The organism is Anaerotignum propionicum (assembly GCF_024461735.1).
GTDB lineage: Bacteria > Bacillota > Clostridia > Lachnospirales > Anaerotignaceae > Chakrabartyella.
This window is the reverse complement of record NZ_JANGAD010000007.1, coordinates 118,407-138,140: the sequence shown is the minus strand read 5'-3', so window position 1 is coordinate 138,140 and position 19,734 is coordinate 118,407. Positions and strand designations below refer to the sequence as shown.

At 40.9% G+C, this 19,734-nt stretch carries 15 protein-coding genes; all 15 read right to left on the bottom strand.

Annotated features, from left to right (window positions below):
* Positions 1-315: 315 nt before the first annotated feature.
* A complete protein-coding gene (locus tag NE558_RS10610; protein ID WP_256150037.1) occupies positions 316-1,554 on the bottom strand; it encodes a dihydrolipoamide acetyltransferase family protein in 1,239 nt (412 codons plus the stop codon).
* 17 nt (positions 1,555-1,571) lie between these two features.
* The gene (locus NE558_RS10605) at positions 1,572-2,552 is read right to left on the bottom strand and encodes an alpha-ketoacid dehydrogenase subunit beta (RefSeq protein ID WP_256150036.1); all 981 of its coding nucleotides are present in this window, start codon (positions 2,550-2,552) and stop codon (positions 1,572-1,574) included.
* Positions 2,549-3,547, bottom strand: coding sequence for a thiamine pyrophosphate-dependent dehydrogenase E1 component subunit alpha (locus NE558_RS10600; protein WP_330643456.1), 999 nt, complete (start codon positions 3,545-3,547; stop codon positions 2,549-2,551). The genes NE558_RS10605 and NE558_RS10600 overlap by 4 nt, the downstream gene beginning before the upstream one ends.
* A gap of 296 nt (positions 3,548-3,843) precedes the next feature.
* On the bottom strand, positions 3,844-5,130 hold the full coding sequence (locus NE558_RS10595; protein ID WP_256150035.1) for a TRAP transporter large permease: 1,287 nt from the start codon (positions 5,128-5,130) through the stop codon (positions 3,844-3,846).
* Positions 5,127-5,630: a TRAP transporter small permease gene (locus NE558_RS10590; RefSeq protein WP_256150034.1), complete on the bottom strand. Its 504-nt coding sequence runs from the start codon at positions 5,628-5,630 to the stop codon at positions 5,127-5,129. Before NE558_RS10590 ends, NE558_RS10595 begins: the two co-directional genes overlap by 4 nt.
* Positions 5,631-5,848: 218 nt before the next feature.
* Entirely contained in the window at positions 5,849-6,886 is a 1,038-nt protein-coding gene (locus NE558_RS10585) for a DctP family TRAP transporter solute-binding subunit (RefSeq protein WP_256150033.1), read from the bottom strand.
* Between the two features lie 237 nt (positions 6,887-7,123).
* Positions 7,124-7,834 (bottom strand): FadR/GntR family transcriptional regulator, encoded by a 711-nt coding sequence (locus NE558_RS10580; RefSeq protein WP_256150032.1) that lies wholly within the window; start codon positions 7,832-7,834, stop codon positions 7,124-7,126.
* A 465-nt stretch (positions 7,835-8,299) separates the two neighbouring features.
* A complete protein-coding gene (locus NE558_RS10575) occupies positions 8,300-11,995 on the bottom strand; it encodes a phosphoribosylformylglycinamidine synthase (protein ID WP_334303607.1) in 3,696 nt (1,231 codons plus the stop codon).
* Positions 11,992-13,254 (bottom strand): phosphoribosylamine--glycine ligase, encoded by a 1,263-nt coding sequence (purD, locus tag NE558_RS10570; RefSeq protein WP_256150029.1) that lies wholly within the window; start codon positions 13,252-13,254, stop codon positions 11,992-11,994. Before purD ends, NE558_RS10575 begins: the two co-directional genes overlap by 4 nt.
* Before the next feature lie 18 nt (positions 13,255-13,272).
* Complete coding sequence (locus NE558_RS10565; RefSeq protein ID WP_256150028.1) at positions 13,273-14,457, bottom strand: phosphoribosylaminoimidazolecarboxamide formyltransferase; 1,185 nt, start codon at positions 14,455-14,457, stop codon at positions 13,273-13,275.
* A 19-nt stretch (positions 14,458-14,476) separates the two neighbouring features.
* The gene (gene purB, locus NE558_RS10560) at positions 14,477-15,913 is read right to left on the bottom strand and encodes an adenylosuccinate lyase (RefSeq protein ID WP_256150026.1); all 1,437 of its coding nucleotides are present in this window, start codon (positions 15,911-15,913) and stop codon (positions 14,477-14,479) included.
* Positions 15,914-15,925: 12 nt separating this feature from the next.
* Positions 15,926-16,645 carry an IMP cyclohydrolase gene (locus NE558_RS10555; protein WP_256150025.1) on the bottom strand — a complete coding sequence of 240 codons (720 nt, stop codon included), beginning with the start codon at positions 16,643-16,645 and terminating at the stop codon, positions 15,926-15,928.
* Position 16,646: 1 nt separating this feature from the next.
* On the bottom strand, positions 16,647-17,255 hold the full coding sequence (gene purN / locus NE558_RS10550; RefSeq protein ID WP_256150024.1) for a phosphoribosylglycinamide formyltransferase: 609 nt from the start codon (positions 17,253-17,255) through the stop codon (positions 16,647-16,649).
* On the bottom strand, positions 17,249-18,286 hold the full coding sequence (purM, locus tag NE558_RS10545; RefSeq protein ID WP_256150023.1) for a phosphoribosylformylglycinamidine cyclo-ligase: 1,038 nt from the start codon (positions 18,284-18,286) through the stop codon (positions 17,249-17,251). Before purM ends, purN begins: the two co-directional genes overlap by 7 nt.
* On the bottom strand, positions 18,270-19,730 hold the full coding sequence (purF, locus tag NE558_RS10540; RefSeq protein WP_330643455.1) for an amidophosphoribosyltransferase: 1,461 nt from the start codon (positions 19,728-19,730) through the stop codon (positions 18,270-18,272). Before purF ends, purM begins: the two co-directional genes overlap by 17 nt.
* Positions 19,731-19,734 lie beyond the last annotated feature (4 nt).

Below are 19,734 nucleotides of genomic sequence, written 5' to 3'. Positions count from 1 at the left end.
AATTCCTCCTAATCTATTTTGTACTAACTTGTACAAACTCTTTGTTTTATAAAAGGGTTATTATTCGGCAAAAGTTTGAAAAGTCCTCCTTAGGCAGAACCTGCGTTAAGGAGGACCTCCCAATAGACGTGTGCTTTATAGAGGTTTGGGATAATAAAAATACTTAATTTCCAGTATTTCGGGTTGTATTACTATAAAGGCGTCTACTTTTGTTTTTTGGAAAGGAGCCGAAACCCTTTCCCTTTTCTTCTGTAATTTTATGCTGATACCAGCATTTTATCTTTTGTAATCATGCAAAAAACAGACTATATCGAATTAAAGTAAAATTTTCATAGGGTTTTCCAACAGCTCTTTAATTGCCAATTCAAACTTAGCAGCTGTTGCACCATCAATGAGTCTATGGTCAAATGTAAAGGAGATGCGCATAAATTGTCTCTTAGAGATATTTCCCTCATCATCCATTACCAATTCATCTTGAACTGCGCATACACCCAAAATACCGGAATCAGGCTGATTCACAATGGGGTCAAATGTCTCAACACCGAACATACCCAGATTGGAAATGGAGAAGGTAGAACCTTTATATTCATCCATACCAAGCTTGTTGGTTCTGGCTCTTTCCGCCAAATCCTTTGCTGTAGCAGAAATTTCTTCAAGGCTCATTTTATCAATATCCTTTAAAACAGGAACAATTAATCCCTCATCCAAGGCAACAGCCATACCAACATTCACATGGGCACGCTTGATGATTTTATCTCCATCTAATGTCACAAGAATGTGTTTGTTATTTTTCAACGCTTTTGCAACTGCCTTTAAGATAAAGTCGTTTACGGAATATTTTACGCCAAGATCCTCATTAACCTGCTTGCGGAATTTCATCAAGTTGGTTACGTCAATCTTCACGTTCTGTGTTACGCTGGGAATTTCTCTGCGGGATTGTGCCATACGTTCTGCAACAACTTTTCTCATACCCGCCAATTTTACAACTTCGTCACCTTCCATCAAATCAATAGATCCGGAAGCTATAGCAGGAGTAGGTGTAGACACTGCCGCTGGTGTAGCTACAGATGCAACAACAGGTGCACTTTGTGCTGCTGTCAAAATATCCTTCTGTACAATGCGTCCTGCGGGGCCAGAACCCTTTACGTTTGCGTAATCAATGCCCATTTTTGCCGCTGTTTTTCTTGCCAAAGGAGAGATACGAACTCTCCCGCTGGTCGTAACAGCCACTGGCGCCATAGGAGCTGCCACAACAGGTGTCGTCTCTGCCACAGGTGCTGCCGCTGGTACCGCTTCTGCACTGCCCACTGTCTCACCGGGCTCACCAATATATGCCAACAAGCCTTTTACAGGAATATCTTCCCCTTCTTGTGCAACGATTTTTAGCATTGTTCCGTCAAATTCGCTTTCTACTTCACTTGTCAATTTATCTGTTGTAATCTCAACAATAACGTCGCCGGCCTTCACCGCTTCGCCTTCTTTTTTCACCCATCTGGTTACGGTACCCTCTTCCATGGTAAGGCCCAGCTGAGGCATCTTTACTTCAAAAGCCATGATTTTCCCTCCTTTGATTACTTATTCAGAACTTTTTTCACTGCTTTTACAATATCTGCAGGGTGAGGGAAGTTTTCATCCTCCAGTGTAGGGCTGAAAGGCGAAACAATATTCAGACCGCAAACACGTTCTACCGGTGCATCTAATTCGTCAAACAACTCTTCAGCAATCTGTGCAGAAATTTCACCTGCATAGCTGCCTCTTTTTACTTCCTCGGAAAGAACGATTACATTGTGTGTCTTAGAAACAGATTTTACAATTGCATCCCAATCCAAAGGAACTAATGTACGCAAATCAAGGACTTCAACATGAATGCCCTCTTTTGCCAATTCTTCAGCAGCTTCCAAAGCAAAGTATACTTGACGGCTCCATGTGATAATGGTCAAATCAGTTCCTTCTTTTTTTACATCAGCAACGCCCAAAGGAATTGTATATTCACCTTCAGGTAATTCTTCTTTTTTCGCATATAACAGCTTGTGTTCCATAAACATAACAGGATCATCATCACGAACTGCGGATTTCAAAAGGCCTTTTGCATCAGCCGCTGTGGAAGGAGCAACAACCTTTAAGCCTGGGGTGTGACAGAAAATATTTTCCAAACACTGAGAATGCTGTCCTGCGTTTCTTCTGCCTGCACCCATTGGTAATCTCAGCACCATAGGCACTGTTGCCTGACCACCTGTCATATATCTCATCTTTGCTGCCTGATTGATAATGGGGTCTGCTGCAACTGTAATAAAATCGTCATACATCAATTCTACAACAGGGCGAATGCCTCTCATTGCCGCACCAACTGCCATACCGCAGAAGCCGGATTCGGAAATTGGTGTATCATATACTCTGTGTTCACCAAATTCTTTTTGAAAACCTACGGTGATGCCAAAAACATTCCCCATCTTTCCCATATCCTCGCCGAGGATAATTACATTTTCATCTCTAGCCATTTCTTCATGCAAAGCTTCACCAATTGCCTTGCTGATGCTTAATACTTTACTCATCTTGCAACACTCCTTTCATTATCAGAGCTATAAACGTCTGTTGTAGCTTCGGAAGGATCGGGGTATTCAGATGCCACAGCAAATTCATATGCCGCATCCATTTCCGCCTTTACTTCCTCTTCAACAGCAACCAGTTCCTCTTCCGTTGCAACCTTTTCGTCTAATAATCTTGCTCTCATGTTGGGAATGCCATCATCTTTATGTGCGTTTTCCATATATTCAGCGGGACGATAGTTAGCAGGGTCTCCGCAGTAGTGTCCTTGATGACGATATGTAATACATTCAACGATAGATGGACCATTTCCAGCTCTGGCATAATCCGCCGCTTCTTTCACCGCTTCGTAAACAATAGCGGGATCATTGCCATCTACTGTTGTTCCGGGAATATCATAACCTTTTGCACGAACCGCAATGGTCTCTGTATTTGTTACTGAATGAATGTTAGTAGATACACCATATTTATTGTTTTCACACAGGAATACAACAGGAAGCTTCCAAGCTGCCGCCATATTCACCGCTTCATGAAAAGTACCCTGGTTTGAAGCACTATCTCCAAAGAAGCAAAGTGTAACATGCTTGTCTCCCAGCACCTTAGAAGCCAAAGCTGAACCGGTTGCAATAGGAATACCTGCACCAACAATACCATTTGCACCTAAATGATGCAGTCCTTCAACATCCGCAATATGCATGGAACCGCCCTTACCATTGCAGTATCCTGTTTTCTTGCCAAACAGCTCAGCAAGCATTTTATCTAATTTACCACCTTTGGCGATGGTATGTCCATGTCCTCTGTGGGTTGTAGCCATATAATCTTCTTTTTCTAAGGCATAGCAAGCGCCTGCTGCTACAGCCTCCTGACCAATACACAGGTGAATATTACCTGCAAGCATTCCCTTTGTGAAGCATTCAGCCGCTCTTGTTTCAAATGCTCTGATACGAATCATCATGCGATACAAATCAATGAGCATCTCTTTTGAATATTTCTTCTTAGCCAATGAAATCACCCTTTTCTTAAGTTTTTAATGATATATATTATGTTCTATAACATTGCTTTCAATATGAAGTGCCACTTGTAACTTGTCATGTATGTTCTGCTTCAACTTCTATCACCTGTAATACAAGCTAGTGGCGAATGAAAAGCCGTCTTTTATACGGCTACATAAATTCTTATCTTTCGTTTCCTAAAAGCCGATTATCCTTTGTAATTATTCATATTCATCTTCTGTAGAATCTTTGTAATTTAGGTACCGCTGCTAACAGCGGCACCTAATATACATCACTTCAAAGTTCCTTATTTAATCTGTCCGATCATTCTTGGCAAGAACAAGGAGATGTCAGGAATAAAGGTTAAGACAAATAGTGCTACGATACCTGCAATAAGGAAAGGTACGATCTTTTTGCAAATATCTGCAACAGGAATTTCTGCAACATTACAACCTACATAAAGGTTAATACCAACAGGAGGTGTAATCATACCGATTGCCATATTTACTGTTAAGAACACACCTGCATGAAGCAAGCTTACATCAATAGCATTCAAAACAGGAACAATAATAGGCAACAAGATGTAGAATGCGGAGTTTGCATCAAGGAAACAACCTGCAATTAAGAAAATAATATTAATTAACAATAAGATTATGTATTTGTTATCGCTTACTGCAAGAACCATCTGAGAAAGCTGACTTGCAATTTGGCTCGTTGTCAAAATCCATGCAAACACTGCTGCTGCTGCAATGATAAACATTACCGTTGCAGAAGAAACGGCGGATTCCATGAAAATATGATACAAATCTTTCAGTTTGATTTCTCTGTAAATAAAAACACCAACAATTAATCCATAAATAACAGCAATACCTGCTGCTTCTGTGGGTGTAAAGATACCTGCGTAAATACCACCCAGAATGATAACTGGTGTCATTAATCCCCAGAAAGCATCTTTAAAAGCAATCAGTCTGTCCTTGCCACTCATCTTAGGCTGAGCAATAATATCTTTGTTATTTCTGGAATCCCAAGCAGCTGCCAGATAGTATGCAATACCTACAACAATACCAGGGATAATACCTGCAGTAAACAGAGCACCAACAGATACGTCAGTACAAGAAGCATAAACTACATATGCAATACTTGGAGGAATAATAATACCGATTGCCCCTGAAGCACTAACCAATGCGGCGGGCATATTCTTGCCATAACCAGCTTTCACCATTGCAGGAATCAAAACAGGTCCAATAGCCGCAACAGTAGCAGGGCCTGAGCCTGAAATTGCAGCAAAGAAACATGCAACAATAACAACTACAGCCATTAGTCCACCTTTTCTATGACCAACACAAGCATTTGCAAAACTAATCAAACGTCTTGAAATCCCTGCATATTCCATAATACTACCGGCTAAAATAAAGAATGGAATTGCAAGTAATGTAAACTTAGCCGTCCCTGAGTATAAAATACCGGGAATAACAGAGAGGGGAAACTGTCCATACATTAATCCAACGGATGCTGCTAAGCCAAGTGAAACAGCGATGGGTACATTCAAGAATACCAGCAAAAAGAATAACCCAAAAAGAATTAAAATCATCATGCCTCAGCACCCCCCTCTTTTTCTTCATTCCATAAGCCTTTTACCTGAAGATAACCGGCTTGTATAATACGAATGATTACAAAGACAGCACTAACAGGCATGGAAAGTCCCTGCACTGCTTGTGGCATTCTCAATACGGGAGTAGTAGAACCCATGGCAATTTGTCCCTGAACCATAACAATTCCGTAATAAAATACAAGGGACATAAAAATTAAGCTACAAATTACGCCAAATAATGCCAGTAAAGCTTTTGTTTTTCCGTGGAACAAATCAACAAGAAAACTCATACCCAAATGGGCATATCTCTTAAAACCAGCTGCAACACCCAACATTGAAACCCATACAAACACTGTTACTGTTAACTCCTCCGTAAAAGAGAAGGAATTGGCAAAGCAATATCTAAATACAACGTTGAGGAAGTTCATAATTGCCATATAGGACATCATAAGAATGATGAGCGTTTCTTCAAAATAATCAAGTATTTTGCCAAGCAATTTCATTTTATCCACCTTTCTTTCGTTTTTTATTTTTAATTCACGCCAAATATCATTGTGTCTAAAAAATAATTATTGACCAATCAAAAATATCTGTTAGTCTTTTAGCGCTCTTTTTTCTTTTGTATATAAAAGTAGTACCTATTTAAAATTCCTAATACCAGCAGTAAAAAGAGAGAGCAGGGACAGCGTGCCTACCTGCCCTCTCGACACTCTTAATTATCTTATTTGTAGCCAAAAGCTGCAAAAGCTTCTGCACCAAACTCTTTTATGTAATTGTCATAAACAGGAGCAACAACTGTCTTCATTTCTGCAATTGCTTCAGGAGACAATTCGTTAACTTCTACACCAGTAGCCTTGAACTGTTCAATGATCTCAGCATCCATATTTCTGGAAGCTGCCACCTGAGTTGCACATGCTTCTTTACCAGCTGCGTCAAAGATAGCCTTATCTTCATCGCTCAATTTATTCCAGATATTACCACTAACACTTAAAATAATTGGATCGTAGCAGTAATTCCAAATTGTCATATATTTCTGAACTTCCTGAATTTTTGCAGATCTGATTGTGTCATAAGGATTTTCCTGACCATCAATTGCACCCTGCTGTAAAGCTGTAAATACTTCACCGAAAGGCATCTGTGTTGGGTCGGCACCCAATGTCTTAAATACGTCTACCAACAAAGAAATTGCAGGTACTCTAACCTTCAGCATAGACATATCAGCTGCTGAAGTGATAGGACGCTTGTTGTTTGTAATCTGACGGAAACCATTTTCGCCGATACCAACTACATGAGCACCCTTTGCTTCAACTGCTTTCTTAATAAATTCGGAACCAGTAGAACCCTCGTTGAAAATGTACTCATCAACGCTGTCATAGCCATTTGGGAAAATCCAAGGCATACTGATTACAGATAATTCAGGTACTACGTTAGAAATAATCATGGAAGAGTGAAGGTCAACGTCTGTTGTGCCGTTGAATAACATTTCAACACCCTTTGTCTGATCGCCAGCTGCAAGCTGCTCATTTCCGTAAATAGTTACCGTATATCTGCCTTCTGTGCGTTCCTCAATTAATTTCTTAAACTCGTTTGCTGCTACCATCCATACACTTGTTTCAGAAGGTGTTACTGCCATTTTCAGGTTAATTGCTTTTACTTCACCGCCGCTGTTACCATCGCTGCTTTTGCTTCCGCCGCCACACCCTGCAACGCCCAAAGCCATTACAGCACACATAATACCAGCCAATAATCTTTTTTTCATTTCATTTACCCTCCTCGTTAATTTGGACTCTTTTCCAACATGTCTTTTTTGCTACTTGCTCGCTACCCCTTCCAAAGCAGCCGGCATAGCTCTTTTCTTTTGTTTTTTTGCGTTACTACGCAATTCTTTCGCGTATATATCCATTGGTACATACACAATTTATAAAAAGTCCCCTACTTCGGCAAACTGCCTTTCAGCTCCCTTTTTATCGAAGCGTAAATATCCTATCTTTAGAAATTAACGACCGTTAAAGTATGCAACATGATAATAAGTGTTATCACAGAACAAGTAATCTTTCGCCCATTTTGGTTTCTTTTCAATCAAATATGTGTAAAGCTCCACGTGCTCTTCTGCTAATACGGTTAACGGCTTATCAGTCAATCGAGTGATCTCTTCCATATAGTGAGAAAAAATATCTTTATAATTTAGCATGGAATTATAAAGAAAAATATTTTTTGCCCCTTCAATAATCGCCATATGAAACTCTAAGTCATACTTTGTAAAAGCAGCTCTATCATCGATTTTTGCAGCTTCCTGCATCTTTTCCACCAAGTCCTTTAAAACATCTTCGTCTTCCTTTGTGGCTCTTCTCACAAAGAATTCAATTGCCTTAAACTCGATGGCTTGTCTAAATTCGAAAAATTCTTTAAATTCTTCACTTGAAATATCCGAAGATTTCAAGGTCTCTGGCGGCTCCTCATTCGTAATTCCCTGCTCGGGATTTCTATGTACAAAGGAACCTACACCCTGCATGGTAACCACAATGCCACTGCCCTGCAAATTTTGTAATGCAGCCCTAACACTGGTTCTGCTCACGCCAAACATACTGCAAAGCTTGCTTTCAGAAGGAAGTTTATCTCCTACTTTCCACTCTCCGCTGGTAATCTGTTCTAAAATTTGATTATAAACCTCGTCACTCAGTGACAATCTGCCTTTATAGTAATCCATGATTTTCTCCCCTAATCTGCTCTTGCATGGCCCCTTTTCAATACAAAAAGTAGTAAAAAATTTATTTGGAGCATTCTTTCGGAGGCTCTATTCGTTGTTGATCCTGTATAGTTCTAATACCTGTCGTACACCATGTATTACTTGTACTATAAGTTATCATACAACTCAATAAAAAGCAATTTCCGTTTTGTACAAACATTTAAACAAAAATTTGTATAGATGCCCATACACATTGAATTTCTTGTGCAATTTCATCAAAAAAGTCCATGTTTCGCATAAAAAAATAATAGTATTTGTAAGTATTCCACTACAACAACTAAAAAATACATACAAAAAATGTTTTGTTGTTCAATATATACACCAGTAATTTCTCTTAGATAAGGCCTCCTTTTTTTGCAATTTGGCATAAAAAAAATATCCTGATATGCTTATATTATCAGGATATTTTTATAGATTGTCAATAAATTATTTATAATATTTCACTGCTGATTCAAATAACTTCATATCATATTTCCCTTGTACGTTCTGATACAAGTTACAACCTATACGTTCCGAGTGCCCCATCTTGCCGATAATTCGACCATCAGGAGAAATCAACCCTTCAATCCCATAAATTGAGCCATTGGGATTAAATTGAATTTCATTTGTTGCATTCCCACTATTATCCACATACTGGGTAAGGATCTGACCATTGTTTGCTAATTCTTTCACCAATGCTTCATCCGCCAATAGCCTACCCTCTCCATGGGAAATGGGAACTGTAAATACCTCTCCCGGCTCCACATTCATTAACCAAGGAGAGTTGTTTGAAGCAACTCTGGTTCGAACCAGTTTTGATTGGTGACGCCCAATGGTGTTATAGGAGAGTGTGGGGCATGTTTCGTCCGTATCCATTATTTTACCATATGGCACCAAGCCTAGTTTAATTAATGCTTGGAACCCATTACAAATACCACACATTAATCCATCTTTTTCCTCCAAAAGTTGTGTTACAACTTCTTTAATTTCAGGATTACGGAAGAAAGCAGTAATAAATTTACCGGAACCATCCGGTTCATCTCCACCGGAAAATCCACCGGGAATAAAAATCATCTGGGATTTCTTCACTTCCTTTGCAAATCTCTGGATGGAATCAGAAATACCCACTGCAGAAAGGTTATTGATGACGAAAACCTCTGCATTTCCACCTGCTCGTTCCACTGCCTTTGCAGAATCATATTCGCAGTTCGTTCCAGGGAAGACAGGTATCAGCACTTTAGGCTTTGCAAAAGACGTATTTCCCTGAAATTTCTTCTCTATATGATAGGTAAAGGTAGGTATTTTCTCAGCTTTAGTTACGATATTGCAGGGATAAACCTTTTCAAGCTTTCCTTCATAAATATCCATTAAAGCTTTCATAGAAATCTCATCTTTGCCAAAAACAATAGCTTGTTTCTCTGTTGTTACACCAAGAGGAATACCAGCTTCAACATCATCGGACAATTCTAAGATAAAACCACCATATTGATAACCGAATACCGTTTCTAATGAACTATCATTAGCAAAGGAAAATCCAAGTTCATTGCCCATAGCCATTTTCAAAATTGCCTCAGCAATACCCCCGTAGGTTGGGGTATATGCACTAAGAACCTTGCCATCTTTCATTAATTTATGAACGAACTCAAAATTAGCCTTTAAGCTGTTTGCAGTTGGCAACCCATATTCATCATATTCAGGCAGTATCAAAACAACCTTATGCCCCGAACCTTTAAATTCAGGAGAAATTATATTACCAATCTCCTCTGTGGTTACCGCAAAGGAAACTAATGTAGGTGGCACGTCAATGTGCTCAAAACTACCACTCATAGAATCTTTCCCACCAATAGCAGCAATTTCCAGACCTTTTTGCGCCATAAACGCTCCCAATAACGCCGCCAGAGGCTTGCCCCAACGTTTTTCATCTTTCATTGGTTTTTCAAAATATTCTTGAAAGGACAAATAAACATCCTCAAATTTTGCACCTGTTGCCACTAGCTTCGCCACTGATTCCACTACAGCTAAATACGCACTGTGGTAAGGGCTTGCTTCAGCTATAAAGGGATTATAACCCCAAGCCATTAGGGAGCAGGTAGTCGTATCTTTTTTCTCAACCGAAACCTTGTTTACCATTGCTTGGATAGGTGTTCTTTGAGTTTTCCCGCCAAAAGGCATCAATACAGTCCCCCCACCAATGGTGGAGTCAAAGCGTTCAGACAACCCCCTCTTGGAGCAAACATTCAAATCCTCTGCTATCTCCGAAAATCCTTCTTTAAAGCTTGCAGGTATTTTCTTTATAATATCTTTGGGTGCCGCAGGAGCAATAGTAATGTGCTTTTCTGCACCATTGGAATCCAAAAATTCCCGGGAAATATTAACAATATCCTTGCCATTCCAATGCATAATCAATCGCGGCTCTGCCTTTACCTCAGCAACCACAGTGGCTTCTAGGTTTTCGCCATACGCCAATTCCTTAAATCTCTCTACATCTTCTGCCGCAACCACCACTGCCATTCTTTCTTGTGATTCGCTGATTGCCAATTCTGTACCATCAAGTCCATCATACTTTTTGGGAACTGCATTTAAGTCAATCACCAAACCGGGTGCCAACTCACCAATAGCAACAGATACACCACCTGCACCAAAATCATTGCAACGCTTGATTAGTTTCGCCGCTTCTGCATTACGGAACAAACGCTGTAACTTTCTTTCTTCAGGTGCGTTTCCCTTTTGAACCTCTGCACCACAGCTTTCTAAGGATTCTACAGTGTGAGATTTTGAGGAGCCCGTTGCACCACCGCAACCGTCACGCCCGGTACGTCCACCTAAAAGAATGATAATGTCACCATCCTTTGGCTCTTCTCTTCGCACATTCTCTGCAGGTGCAGCACCAATCACTGCGCCTATTTCCATTCTCTTTGCCACATAACCGGGATGATAAATTTCGTCAACCTGTCCCGTTGCAAGGCCAATCTGATTCCCGTAGGAGCTATATCCCGCCGCCGCTGTTGTTACAATTTTGCGCTGGGGCAGTTTTCCTGGAATGGTTTGAGAAACAGGTACCGTAGGGTCACCTGCCCCCGTTACACGCATTGCCGCATATACATAAGAACGTCCCGATAATGGGTCACGTATTGCACCGCCAACACAGGTAGCCGCACCACCAAAGGGCTCAATTTCCGTGGGATGGTTGTGGGTTTCATTTTTGAATAGCAATAGCCATTTTTCTATTTTACCTTCTACATTCACATCAATTTTCACTGTGCATGCGTTAATTTCTTCGGACTCATCAAGCTTATTCAATTTTCCCTGCTTTTTCAAAAACTTCGCTACAATGGTGCCCATATCCATCAAATTAATGGGTTTCGTACGACCAATTGCTTCTCTTGTTTTCAAGTATTCCTCATAGGCAGACTGTAATAAGCTATCCTCAAAGCGGATTTTATCAATGGTTGTCAAAAAGGTTGTATGGCGGCAATGATCGGACCAATAAGTATCAATCATCTTGATTTCTGTAATCGTAGGATTTCTGTCTTCTTGCTTAAAATATGCCTGGCAAACCTTTATGTCGTCCAAATCCATTGCCAAGCCCAAATGCTTCACAAACCCATCTAAACCGTCTTCATCCAACTGCAAAAAGCCCTCAACCGTTGCTACCTCTGTAGGTATTTCATACTGCATCGTAAGGGTTTCAAAAGTGTTTAAAGTGGCTTCTCTAGCCTCAACAGGATTAATCACATATTTTTTGATGGATTGAATTTCTTCTTCCGTCAGCTTACCATATAAATAGTATACTTTTGCCGTACGAACCAAAGGTCTTTCTTGCTTGGAAATAATCTGTACACATTCAGCGGCTGAATTGGCTCTTTGGTCAAACTGCCCGGGCAAATATTCCACAGCAAATATAATTGCATCCTCATTCGGCAATGTATCATATAAATAATCAAGCTGTGGCTCAGAAAAAACGGTTGTTTTGCAATAGTCAAATAAATCCTTTTCAATACGCTCCACGTCGTAACGATTAAAAAGGCGTAAGTCAGTCAAATTTTTAATCCCTAGCAAATTTACAATATCATGGCGCAAGCCATCTGCCTCTGCTGTAAGACCTAGTTTTTTCTCTACATAAACTCTGTAAACCATGCTTATACCTCCGCCGCTAAGGCTTTTTTGCCAATATCCTTGCGATAATATGCATTCTCAAATTTTACGGTTTTTACCGTTTCATAAGCCTTCTCAATGGCTTCGCCTAATGTAACCCCAACTTCTGTTACGCCTAATACACGTCCACCGCCAGTAATCAAAACTCCATCCTTAATTTTTGCTCCTGCTACATAAATCTGATTGCTGTTTTCAGGCAACAAAATAGGGAAGCCAGTTTCATATTTTCCAGGGTAACCTTCAGAGGCCATAATGACACAGCAAGCTGCTTTCTCACTAAATTTCACTTCAGCCTCTGCTAAAGTGCCCTTTGCAATATGCTGCATAATGGTCAAAAGGTCACTCTCCAGTAATGGTAAAACAACCTGCGTCTCAGGATCACCAAAACGGCAGTTATATTCTATGGTTTTAGGCCCATTTGGTGTCAACATCAATCCAAAGTACAGACAACCTTTAAAGGTTCTCTCCTCTTGATTCATGGCTTCCATAGTAGGCAGAAAAATAGTTTTCATACACTCTGCCGCAATTTCATCTGTATAATAAGGATTTGGAGCAATCGTTCCCATGCCCCCAGTGTTCAAACCCTTATCCCCATCCAATGCTCTTTTGTGATCCATAGAGGAAACCATGGGAATCATGGTTTTCCCATCGGTAAAGGCAAGCACAGAAACTTCGGGACCTGTGAGAAATTCCTCAATCACGATATGGTCACCGCTGGCGCCGAATATTTTGTCCTCCATCATGGAACGAACGGCATCCTTTGCCTCTTCTCTTGTTTCTGCAATGACAACGCCCTTGCCCAACGCTAACCCATCCGCCTTAATTACTGTAGGAATGGGTGCTGTATCTAAATATTCCAAAGCCTTCGCCATATCGTCAAACACTTCATACTGTGCAGTAGGAATGTTGTATTTTTTCATTAAATTTTTAGAAAAAACCTTGCTTCCCTCTAAAATAGCCGCTCTTTTGTTGGGGCCAAAGCAAGGAACACCAATGGTCTCTAATGCATCCACCACCCCTAATACAAGAGGATCATCGGGAGCCACTACTGCAAACTCAATTTTATTTTCCAATGCAAACGCCGTAATTTTTTCAACTTCTTTTACCCCAATATCAACGCAAGTAGCATCTTGAGCAATTCCACCATTACCGGGCAGTACAAAAAGTTCAGTTACATTGGAATTTTCTTTGATTTTTTTCACAATGGCATGCTCTCTCCCGCCACCGCCAATTACCATGACCTTCATTTTATTCCTTCCCCCTTTTTAATGATGGAACAAACGCATTCCTGTAAATGCCATAACCATATTATGTTTGTTGCAGGTCTCAATCACATTATCATCACGGATGGAACCACCGGGCTCTGCAATATAAGAAACGCCGCTTTTTGCCGCTCTTTCAATATTGTCACCAAAGGGGAAGAAAGCATCACTGCCCAAAGCCACACCCTTAATTGTGGAAAGATACGCCTTCTTTTCTTCTCTTGTCAAAGGCTCAGGCTTTTCAGAGAAAATGCTTTCCCAAGCACCATCTGCCAACACATCTTCAGCATCGTCAGAAATATAAATATCAATGGCATTGTCCCTTGCAGGACGAGCTACGGAAGGCAAAAATGGTAGGTTTAATACCTTTTCACATTGGCGCAAATGCCAAATGTCTGCTTTACTTCCAGCCAGACGGGTGCAGTGAATACGAGACTGCTGTCCGGCACCTACTCCAATTGCCTGTCCGTCTTTAGCAAAACATACGGAATTGGACTGTGTATATTTCAAAGTAATTAAAGCAACAATCAAATCTCTCTTTGCATCATCTGTCAGCTCTTTGTTTTCTGTTACAATGTTTTCTAAAAGCTCTTTGGCAATTTTGAAATTATTTCTCCCTTGTTCAAAGGTAATTCCAAAAACCTGTTTCACTTCTTTTTCCTCAGGAACGAAATCTACATCAATTTCTACAACATTATAGGTTCCATTTCTTTTGGCTTTCAAAATTTCTAAAGCTTCTGCTGTATAACCTGGTGCAATAATGCCGTCGGATACCTCTCTCTTAATCATATTTGCTGTCACTGCATCACAAATATCACTTAAGGCAATCCAATCACCATAGGAACATAAACGGTCTGTGCCCCTTGCTCTGGCATATGCCAAAGCAATCGGAGATTCGTCCAAACCTTCAATATCATCCACAAAGCAAGCCTTTTTTAAATCCCCGCTCATAGGTGTGCCTACTGCCGCAGAGGTGGGGCTTACGTGCTTGAAGGAGGTTGCCGCAGGCATACCCAAAGCTTCTTTTAATTCCTTTACCAACTGCCAGCTGTTAAAGGCATCCAAAAAATTGATATATCCTGGCTTTCCGCTCAATATGCGGATAGGCAGCTCTCCGCCGTCTGCCATATAAATTCTTGCAGGTTTCTGATTTGGATTACAGCCGTACTTTAATTCAAATTCATTCATTTTAAAAGCCTCCTGTATGTCAAACCTTTAACTCCGCTTCAATATCACCTTCATACCATTTTGTAATGATTGGCTGTGCAATCTCTTTGATAAATTCATCCACCTGGGAAGCACTTCTGCCGATATATAATGATGGATCTAATTCCGCTTTAATTTCATCCAACGTCAGAGGGAATGCATCGTCCTCTGCAATTCTTTCAATCAAATCGTTCTTGCCACCCTCAAGCTTTACTTTTGCCGCCGCCGCATGGGAGTGGGTACGCAGCAATTCGTGCAATTCCTGTCTGTTGCCGCCTTTTTTCACGGATTTCATCATGATATTTTCTGTTGCCATAAAAGGCAGTTTCTCCATCACACGACGCTCAACAACTTTATCATAAACAACCAAGCCGGCTGTCACATTCATATAAATATTCAAAATAGAATCAATTGCCAAAAAGGCTTCTGCACTGGAAATACGCTTGTTCGCAGAATCATCCAGTGTTCTTTCAAACCACTGAGTGCCTGCTGTTAAGGCAGGGTTTAAGGAGTCCACAATCACATATCTTGCCAAAGCGGAGATTCTCTCACTTCTCATTGGGTTTCTCTTGTAAGGCATTGCAGAGGAACCAATCTGGTTTTTTTCAAAGGGCTCTTCCATTTCCTCAAAAGACTGCAAAATACGCATATCGTTGGAGAATTTATAAGCACTTTGGGCAAAACCAGAGAGAACAGATAAGAAATAAGCATCCACCTTACGGGAATAGGTCTGACCAGAAACAGGTACACAGCCCTTGAAGCCCATATCAGCCGCAATCATTTCTTCCATTTTCTTAATTTTCTCTTCGTCTCCTTCAAACAGCTCCATAAAGCTTGCTTGGGTACCTGTTGTACCCTTTGAACCTAATAAAAGCAGTTCTTCCAAACGATGCTCTAACTCATGAATATCCTGACACAATTCATAAATCCAAAGGGTGGCTCTTTTGCCTACAGTTGTCAGCTGAGCAGGCTGTAGATGGGTGTAAGCCAAGCAAGGAAGGTTCTTATAGCTTTCCGCAAATTCAGAGAGATTTTTTACAACCTGTGCCGCTTTCTTCAAAATAATATGAGATGCTTCTTTTAAGATAATAACATCTGTGTTGTCACCAACGTAACAGGAGGTTGCCCCTAAATGGATAATTGGCTCTGCCTTAGGGCACTGCTGACCATAAGCAAATACATGGCTCATAACGTCGTGACGTACAACTTTTTCTCTTGCTTCGGCAACCTCAAAATTAATATCATCTTGAAAAGCTTCTAATTCAGCAATTTGCTCATCTGTAATTTCTAAGCCCAAGGCTTTCTCTGCCTTCGCTAAAGCAATCCAAAGCTTGCGCCATGTGCGAAACTTAAAGCCTTCAGAAAAAACAGCCTGCATTTCCTTGCTGGCATATCTGGTTGAAAAAGGGGAAAGATAAATTTCTTTTGTGCTATCCATATCTGAATCTCCTTATTTGTTTTTATTTATCATACGGTTTTCAATGGTTCCTGTTTTCAAATCAATATATCTTACATAAAGGGAAATCTTATTTTCTTCATTTAAATTCACCCAAATCTCTTGCACAAAATCATCAATCTGATTCGGAATTTCTGTACGCTCCGGTTCTCCTTGGAATGTAGGCAAAGGATTGCCATCACAAGCGTAGGTGTGAATAAAATGCCCCAATCCGTTTACAGCGGGGAACGAAAAGGTGTATCGATTGCAGGCACTGCCCTTTGCATCAGCACTTTTCAGAATACTCATTTTATAGGAAAAATCCACTTTCCCAAAAGTCAGCATACCGCTGATTCTAGGTGTAAAATTGGGAGCATCCGGCTCAAATTCTCTGGTCTCCAAACCTTCCTCGAAGGTTTTTCCCCCTTGCATAAATTCATAAATGGTATCGGTCTGGTCACCGTTTGTTACAATCAATTTATTATCCAGTTTTTTAATAGGAGAATAAATAATTAAAGAAGGGTCTTCCACCTTGGATTCATCAAAAGGCTTGATTATCACTTCTTCACCATTTTCAATAAACACACGATTACGGCTGTTTTCACTGCGACCCATAATAAAGTATGCAATTGCCGCCTTGCTTCCATCGGCTGTTTTTCCAATTACAATCCCTCTGCCAACGTAAGGGTTTTCCTTCACCAAATCCTTCATGGGGTTGATCTTATAGATGTCCATATCAGTTTCCTTTCTGTAATTTACAGGCTACCATTTCCACAGCTTTGGGCAAAAGCACCCACTCCGCTTCTTCCATGACTCTTTTTTGCAATACCTCTGGGGTGTCACCCTCCAAAATCTCCACAGCCTTTTGTAGAATGATTTCCCCTCCATCAGGAATCTCATTCACATAATGCACCGTAGCCCCTGTCACCTTCACACCGTAGCTAAGGGCAGCTTCATGCACATGCAAGCCATAAAACCCTTTGCCACAAAAGGAAGGAATCAAAGACGGATGAATATTCACAATTCTCTTTGGATAAAGGGCAGTAAATTTCTCGCTGAGTAAAGACATAAACCCTGCCAAAACAATCATTTTAATTCCGTTCTCATCCAAAACTTTTTTCATTTCCTCTTCATACGCTTCTTGAGAGGAAAATTCTTTTCTTTTGATTACTACACTTTTGATGCCGTTTTCTGCGGCTCTGGTTAAAGCATAAGCACTGTCGTTGCTAGCCAAAACCAAAGCAATTTCACCGCTGAGTATTTCTCCTCTTTTTTCAGCATCAATCAGTGCCTGTAAATTCGTGCCGCCGCCGGAAACAAAAACTGCAATTTTTGTTTTTAGCATATTACGACACCTTCCTCGGCAACCACAATTTCACCCATAATATATGCGTCCTCGCCATTTGCCTTAAGAATCTCCAATGCTTTTTCTGCATCCTCTTTTGCCACAACCACACTCATGCCCACACCCATGTTAAAGGTGTTAAACATATCTCTTTCAGGTATATTGCCTGTTTTTGCAAGCAAATCGAAAATAGGCAGGATACGTAATGCATTTCTATCTATCTTCGCGCCAAAACCCTTGGGAATGCTTCTGGGAATGTTTTCGTAAAAACCACCGCCTGTGATATGAGAAACTGCCTTAACCGTTACCTCTTCAAACAAAGCAAGCATGGGCTTCACATAAATTTTTGTAGGTGTTAGTAAGGTTTCCCCTAAGGATTTGCCACCCAATTCCGCAACAGGCGCCTTCATATCTGTATTTTCCACATCAAACACACGGCGTACCAAGGAAAAACCATTGGAATGCACACCGCTGGAGGGCAATGCAATCAGTACATCCCCTTCAGTTATAGTTTTATTATTCAGAATCTTTGCTTTATCTACAACGCCAACGGAGAAACCAGCCAAATCATATTCATCCTCTGGATAAAAACCGGGCATTTCTGCTGTTTCTCCACCAATTAATGCCGCACCGGATTGAACACAACCTTCTGCAACGCCTGAAACAATAGACGCAATTTTCTCAGGGAAGTTCTTGCCAACAGCAATATAATCCAAGAAAAATAAAGGCTTCGCTCCAACACAAATAATATCATTTACGCACATCGCAACACAGTCAATGCCAACGGTGTCATGCTTGTCCATCAAAAATGCCAATTTCAGCTTTGTGCCCACGCCGTCTGTACCGCTTACCAAAACAGGCTTTGTAATTCCCGTCATATCTAATTCAAATAGGCCGCCAAAGCCTCCAATATCAGACATAACTCCTGCTGTCATTGTTTTTGCAATATGCTGCTTCATCAGCTCAACTGCTTGGTATCCTGCAACAATGTCCACACCTGCTGCCTTATAGCTCTCACTGTGACTCTTCATCTTGTTTTTTTCTCCTCTCGCTGAGCTTATATTCAAATCTGTTTTTATCTGCCTCTACCGGTGTTTCCGTTGGATATTTTCCGTCAAAGCAAGATGCACAGTAGCCCTCCCCATTTGGGGTGCCAATCAGCATGCTTAAGTGGTCTAGGCTTAAATATCCTAAGCTGTCTACGCCAATAATATCTCTAATTTCCTCAATGGTATGGTTGCAGGCAATCAAGTTCTCCTGAGAATCCACATCCGTTCCATAAAAGCAAGGGTACAAAAAGGGAGGAGCGGAAGAACGCATATGCACCTCTGCTGCTCCCGCATCCCTGAGAAGCTTTACAATGCGTGCCGAAGTCGTCCCTCTTACAATTGAGTCATCCACCATAACCACTCTTTTGCCTTTTACAGTTTCTGCGATTACGTTTAACTTAATTTTCACTTTATCCTCACGAACCTTTTGTCCGGGAGAAATAAAGGTACGCCCGATGTACTTGTTTTTTATAAAACCAATGCCGTAAGGAATGCCGGACTGTCTAGCATAGCCAATGGCCGCGTCTAACCCTGAATCGGGAACGCCAATTACAACATCCGCCTGTACAGGGTGCTCCATGGCAAGGCAAGCCCCTGCTTTCACCCTCGCATCGTGTACACTTCTGCCTTCCACACGGGAATCAGGTCTGGAAAAATAAATATATTCAAAAATACAGATGGTGGGCTTTACTTTTTCGCAGTGGTCTGTAATGTTGCGTATTCCTTCATGGTCAAAAACTACAATTTCCCCGGGACGAATATCTCGAATAAATTTCGCACCAACGGCATCCAGCGCACAGCTTTCAGAAGCAACGATGTAGCTGCCATCCTCTGTAATCCCATAGCATAAAGGTCTGAATCCATTTTCATCCCTTGCCGCAACCATTTTGGATGCAGACATAATCACTAAAGAATAAGCACCTTTGATTCGGTTCATGGCACGGTTTACTGCCTCCTCAATAGAGGGTGCATTCAAACGTTCCTTTGTAATCATATACGAAATAACTTCTGTATCACTTGTTGTGTGAAAAATGGAACCTTGCAATTCTAATTCCTGTCTGAGTTCAAAAGAATTTACCAAATTACCGTTATGGGCCAAAGCAAGCTTGCCTTTGATGTGGTTGACAACGATAGGCTGTGCATTGGTACGGTCATTCACCCCTGTTGTGCCATAACGTACATGTCCAATCGCCATGTTGCCTTCCCCCAAAGAAGCCATCACCTGAGGGGTAAAAACGTCGTTTACCAAACCCGGATCCTTATGAAAACGAAAAATACCGTCGTCATTTACAACAATGCCGCAACTTTCTTGCCCTCTATGCTGTAAAGCAAACAGTCCATAATAGGTTGTTGCCGCAACTGTGGCGGTTTCTTTTCCAAAAACACCGAATACACCACATTCCTCATGAATTTCATTCATACACATGTTA

Excerpts from the sequence above, each read along its gene's own strand:
- NE558_RS10585 (WP_256150033.1), bottom strand. The coding sequence starts at position 6,886 with ATGAAAAAAAGATTATTGGCTGGTATTATGTGTGCTGTAATGGCTTTG.
- purD (WP_256150029.1), bottom strand. The coding sequence starts at position 13,254 with ATGAAGGTCATGGTAATTGGCGGTGGCGGGAGAGAGCATGCCATTGTG.
- purN (WP_256150024.1), bottom strand. The coding sequence starts at position 17,255 with ATGCTAAAAACAAAAATTGCAGTTTTTGTTTCCGGCGGCGGCACGAAT.
- NE558_RS10580 (WP_256150032.1), bottom strand. The coding sequence starts at position 7,834 with ATGGATTACTATAAAGGCAGATTGTCACTGAGTGACGAGGTTTATAAT.
- NE558_RS10555 (WP_256150025.1), bottom strand. The coding sequence starts at position 16,645 with ATGGACATCTATAAGATCAACCCCATGAAGGATTTGGTGAAGGAAAAC.
- purF (WP_330643455.1), bottom strand. The coding sequence starts at position 19,730 with ATGTGTATGAATGAAATTCATGAGGAATGTGGTGTATTCGGTGTTTTT.
- NE558_RS10610 (WP_256150037.1), bottom strand. The coding sequence starts at position 1,554 with ATGGCTTTTGAAGTAAAGATGCCTCAGCTGGGCCTTACCATGGAAGAG.
- NE558_RS10565 (WP_256150028.1), bottom strand. The coding sequence starts at position 14,457 with ATGAATGAATTTGAATTAAAGTACGGCTGTAATCCAAATCAGAAACCT.
- purB (WP_256150026.1), bottom strand. The coding sequence starts at position 15,913 with ATGGATAGCACAAAAGAAATTTATCTTTCCCCTTTTTCAACCAGATAT.
- purM (WP_256150023.1), bottom strand. The coding sequence starts at position 18,286 with ATGAAGAGTCACAGTGAGAGCTATAAGGCAGCAGGTGTGGACATTGTT.
- NE558_RS10590 (WP_256150034.1), bottom strand. The coding sequence starts at position 5,630 with ATGAAATTGCTTGGCAAAATACTTGATTATTTTGAAGAAACGCTCATC.
- NE558_RS10605 (WP_256150036.1), bottom strand. The coding sequence starts at position 2,552 with ATGAGTAAAGTATTAAGCATCAGCAAGGCAATTGGTGAAGCTTTGCAT.
- NE558_RS10595 (WP_256150035.1), bottom strand. The coding sequence starts at position 5,130 with ATGATGATTTTAATTCTTTTTGGGTTATTCTTTTTGCTGGTATTCTTG.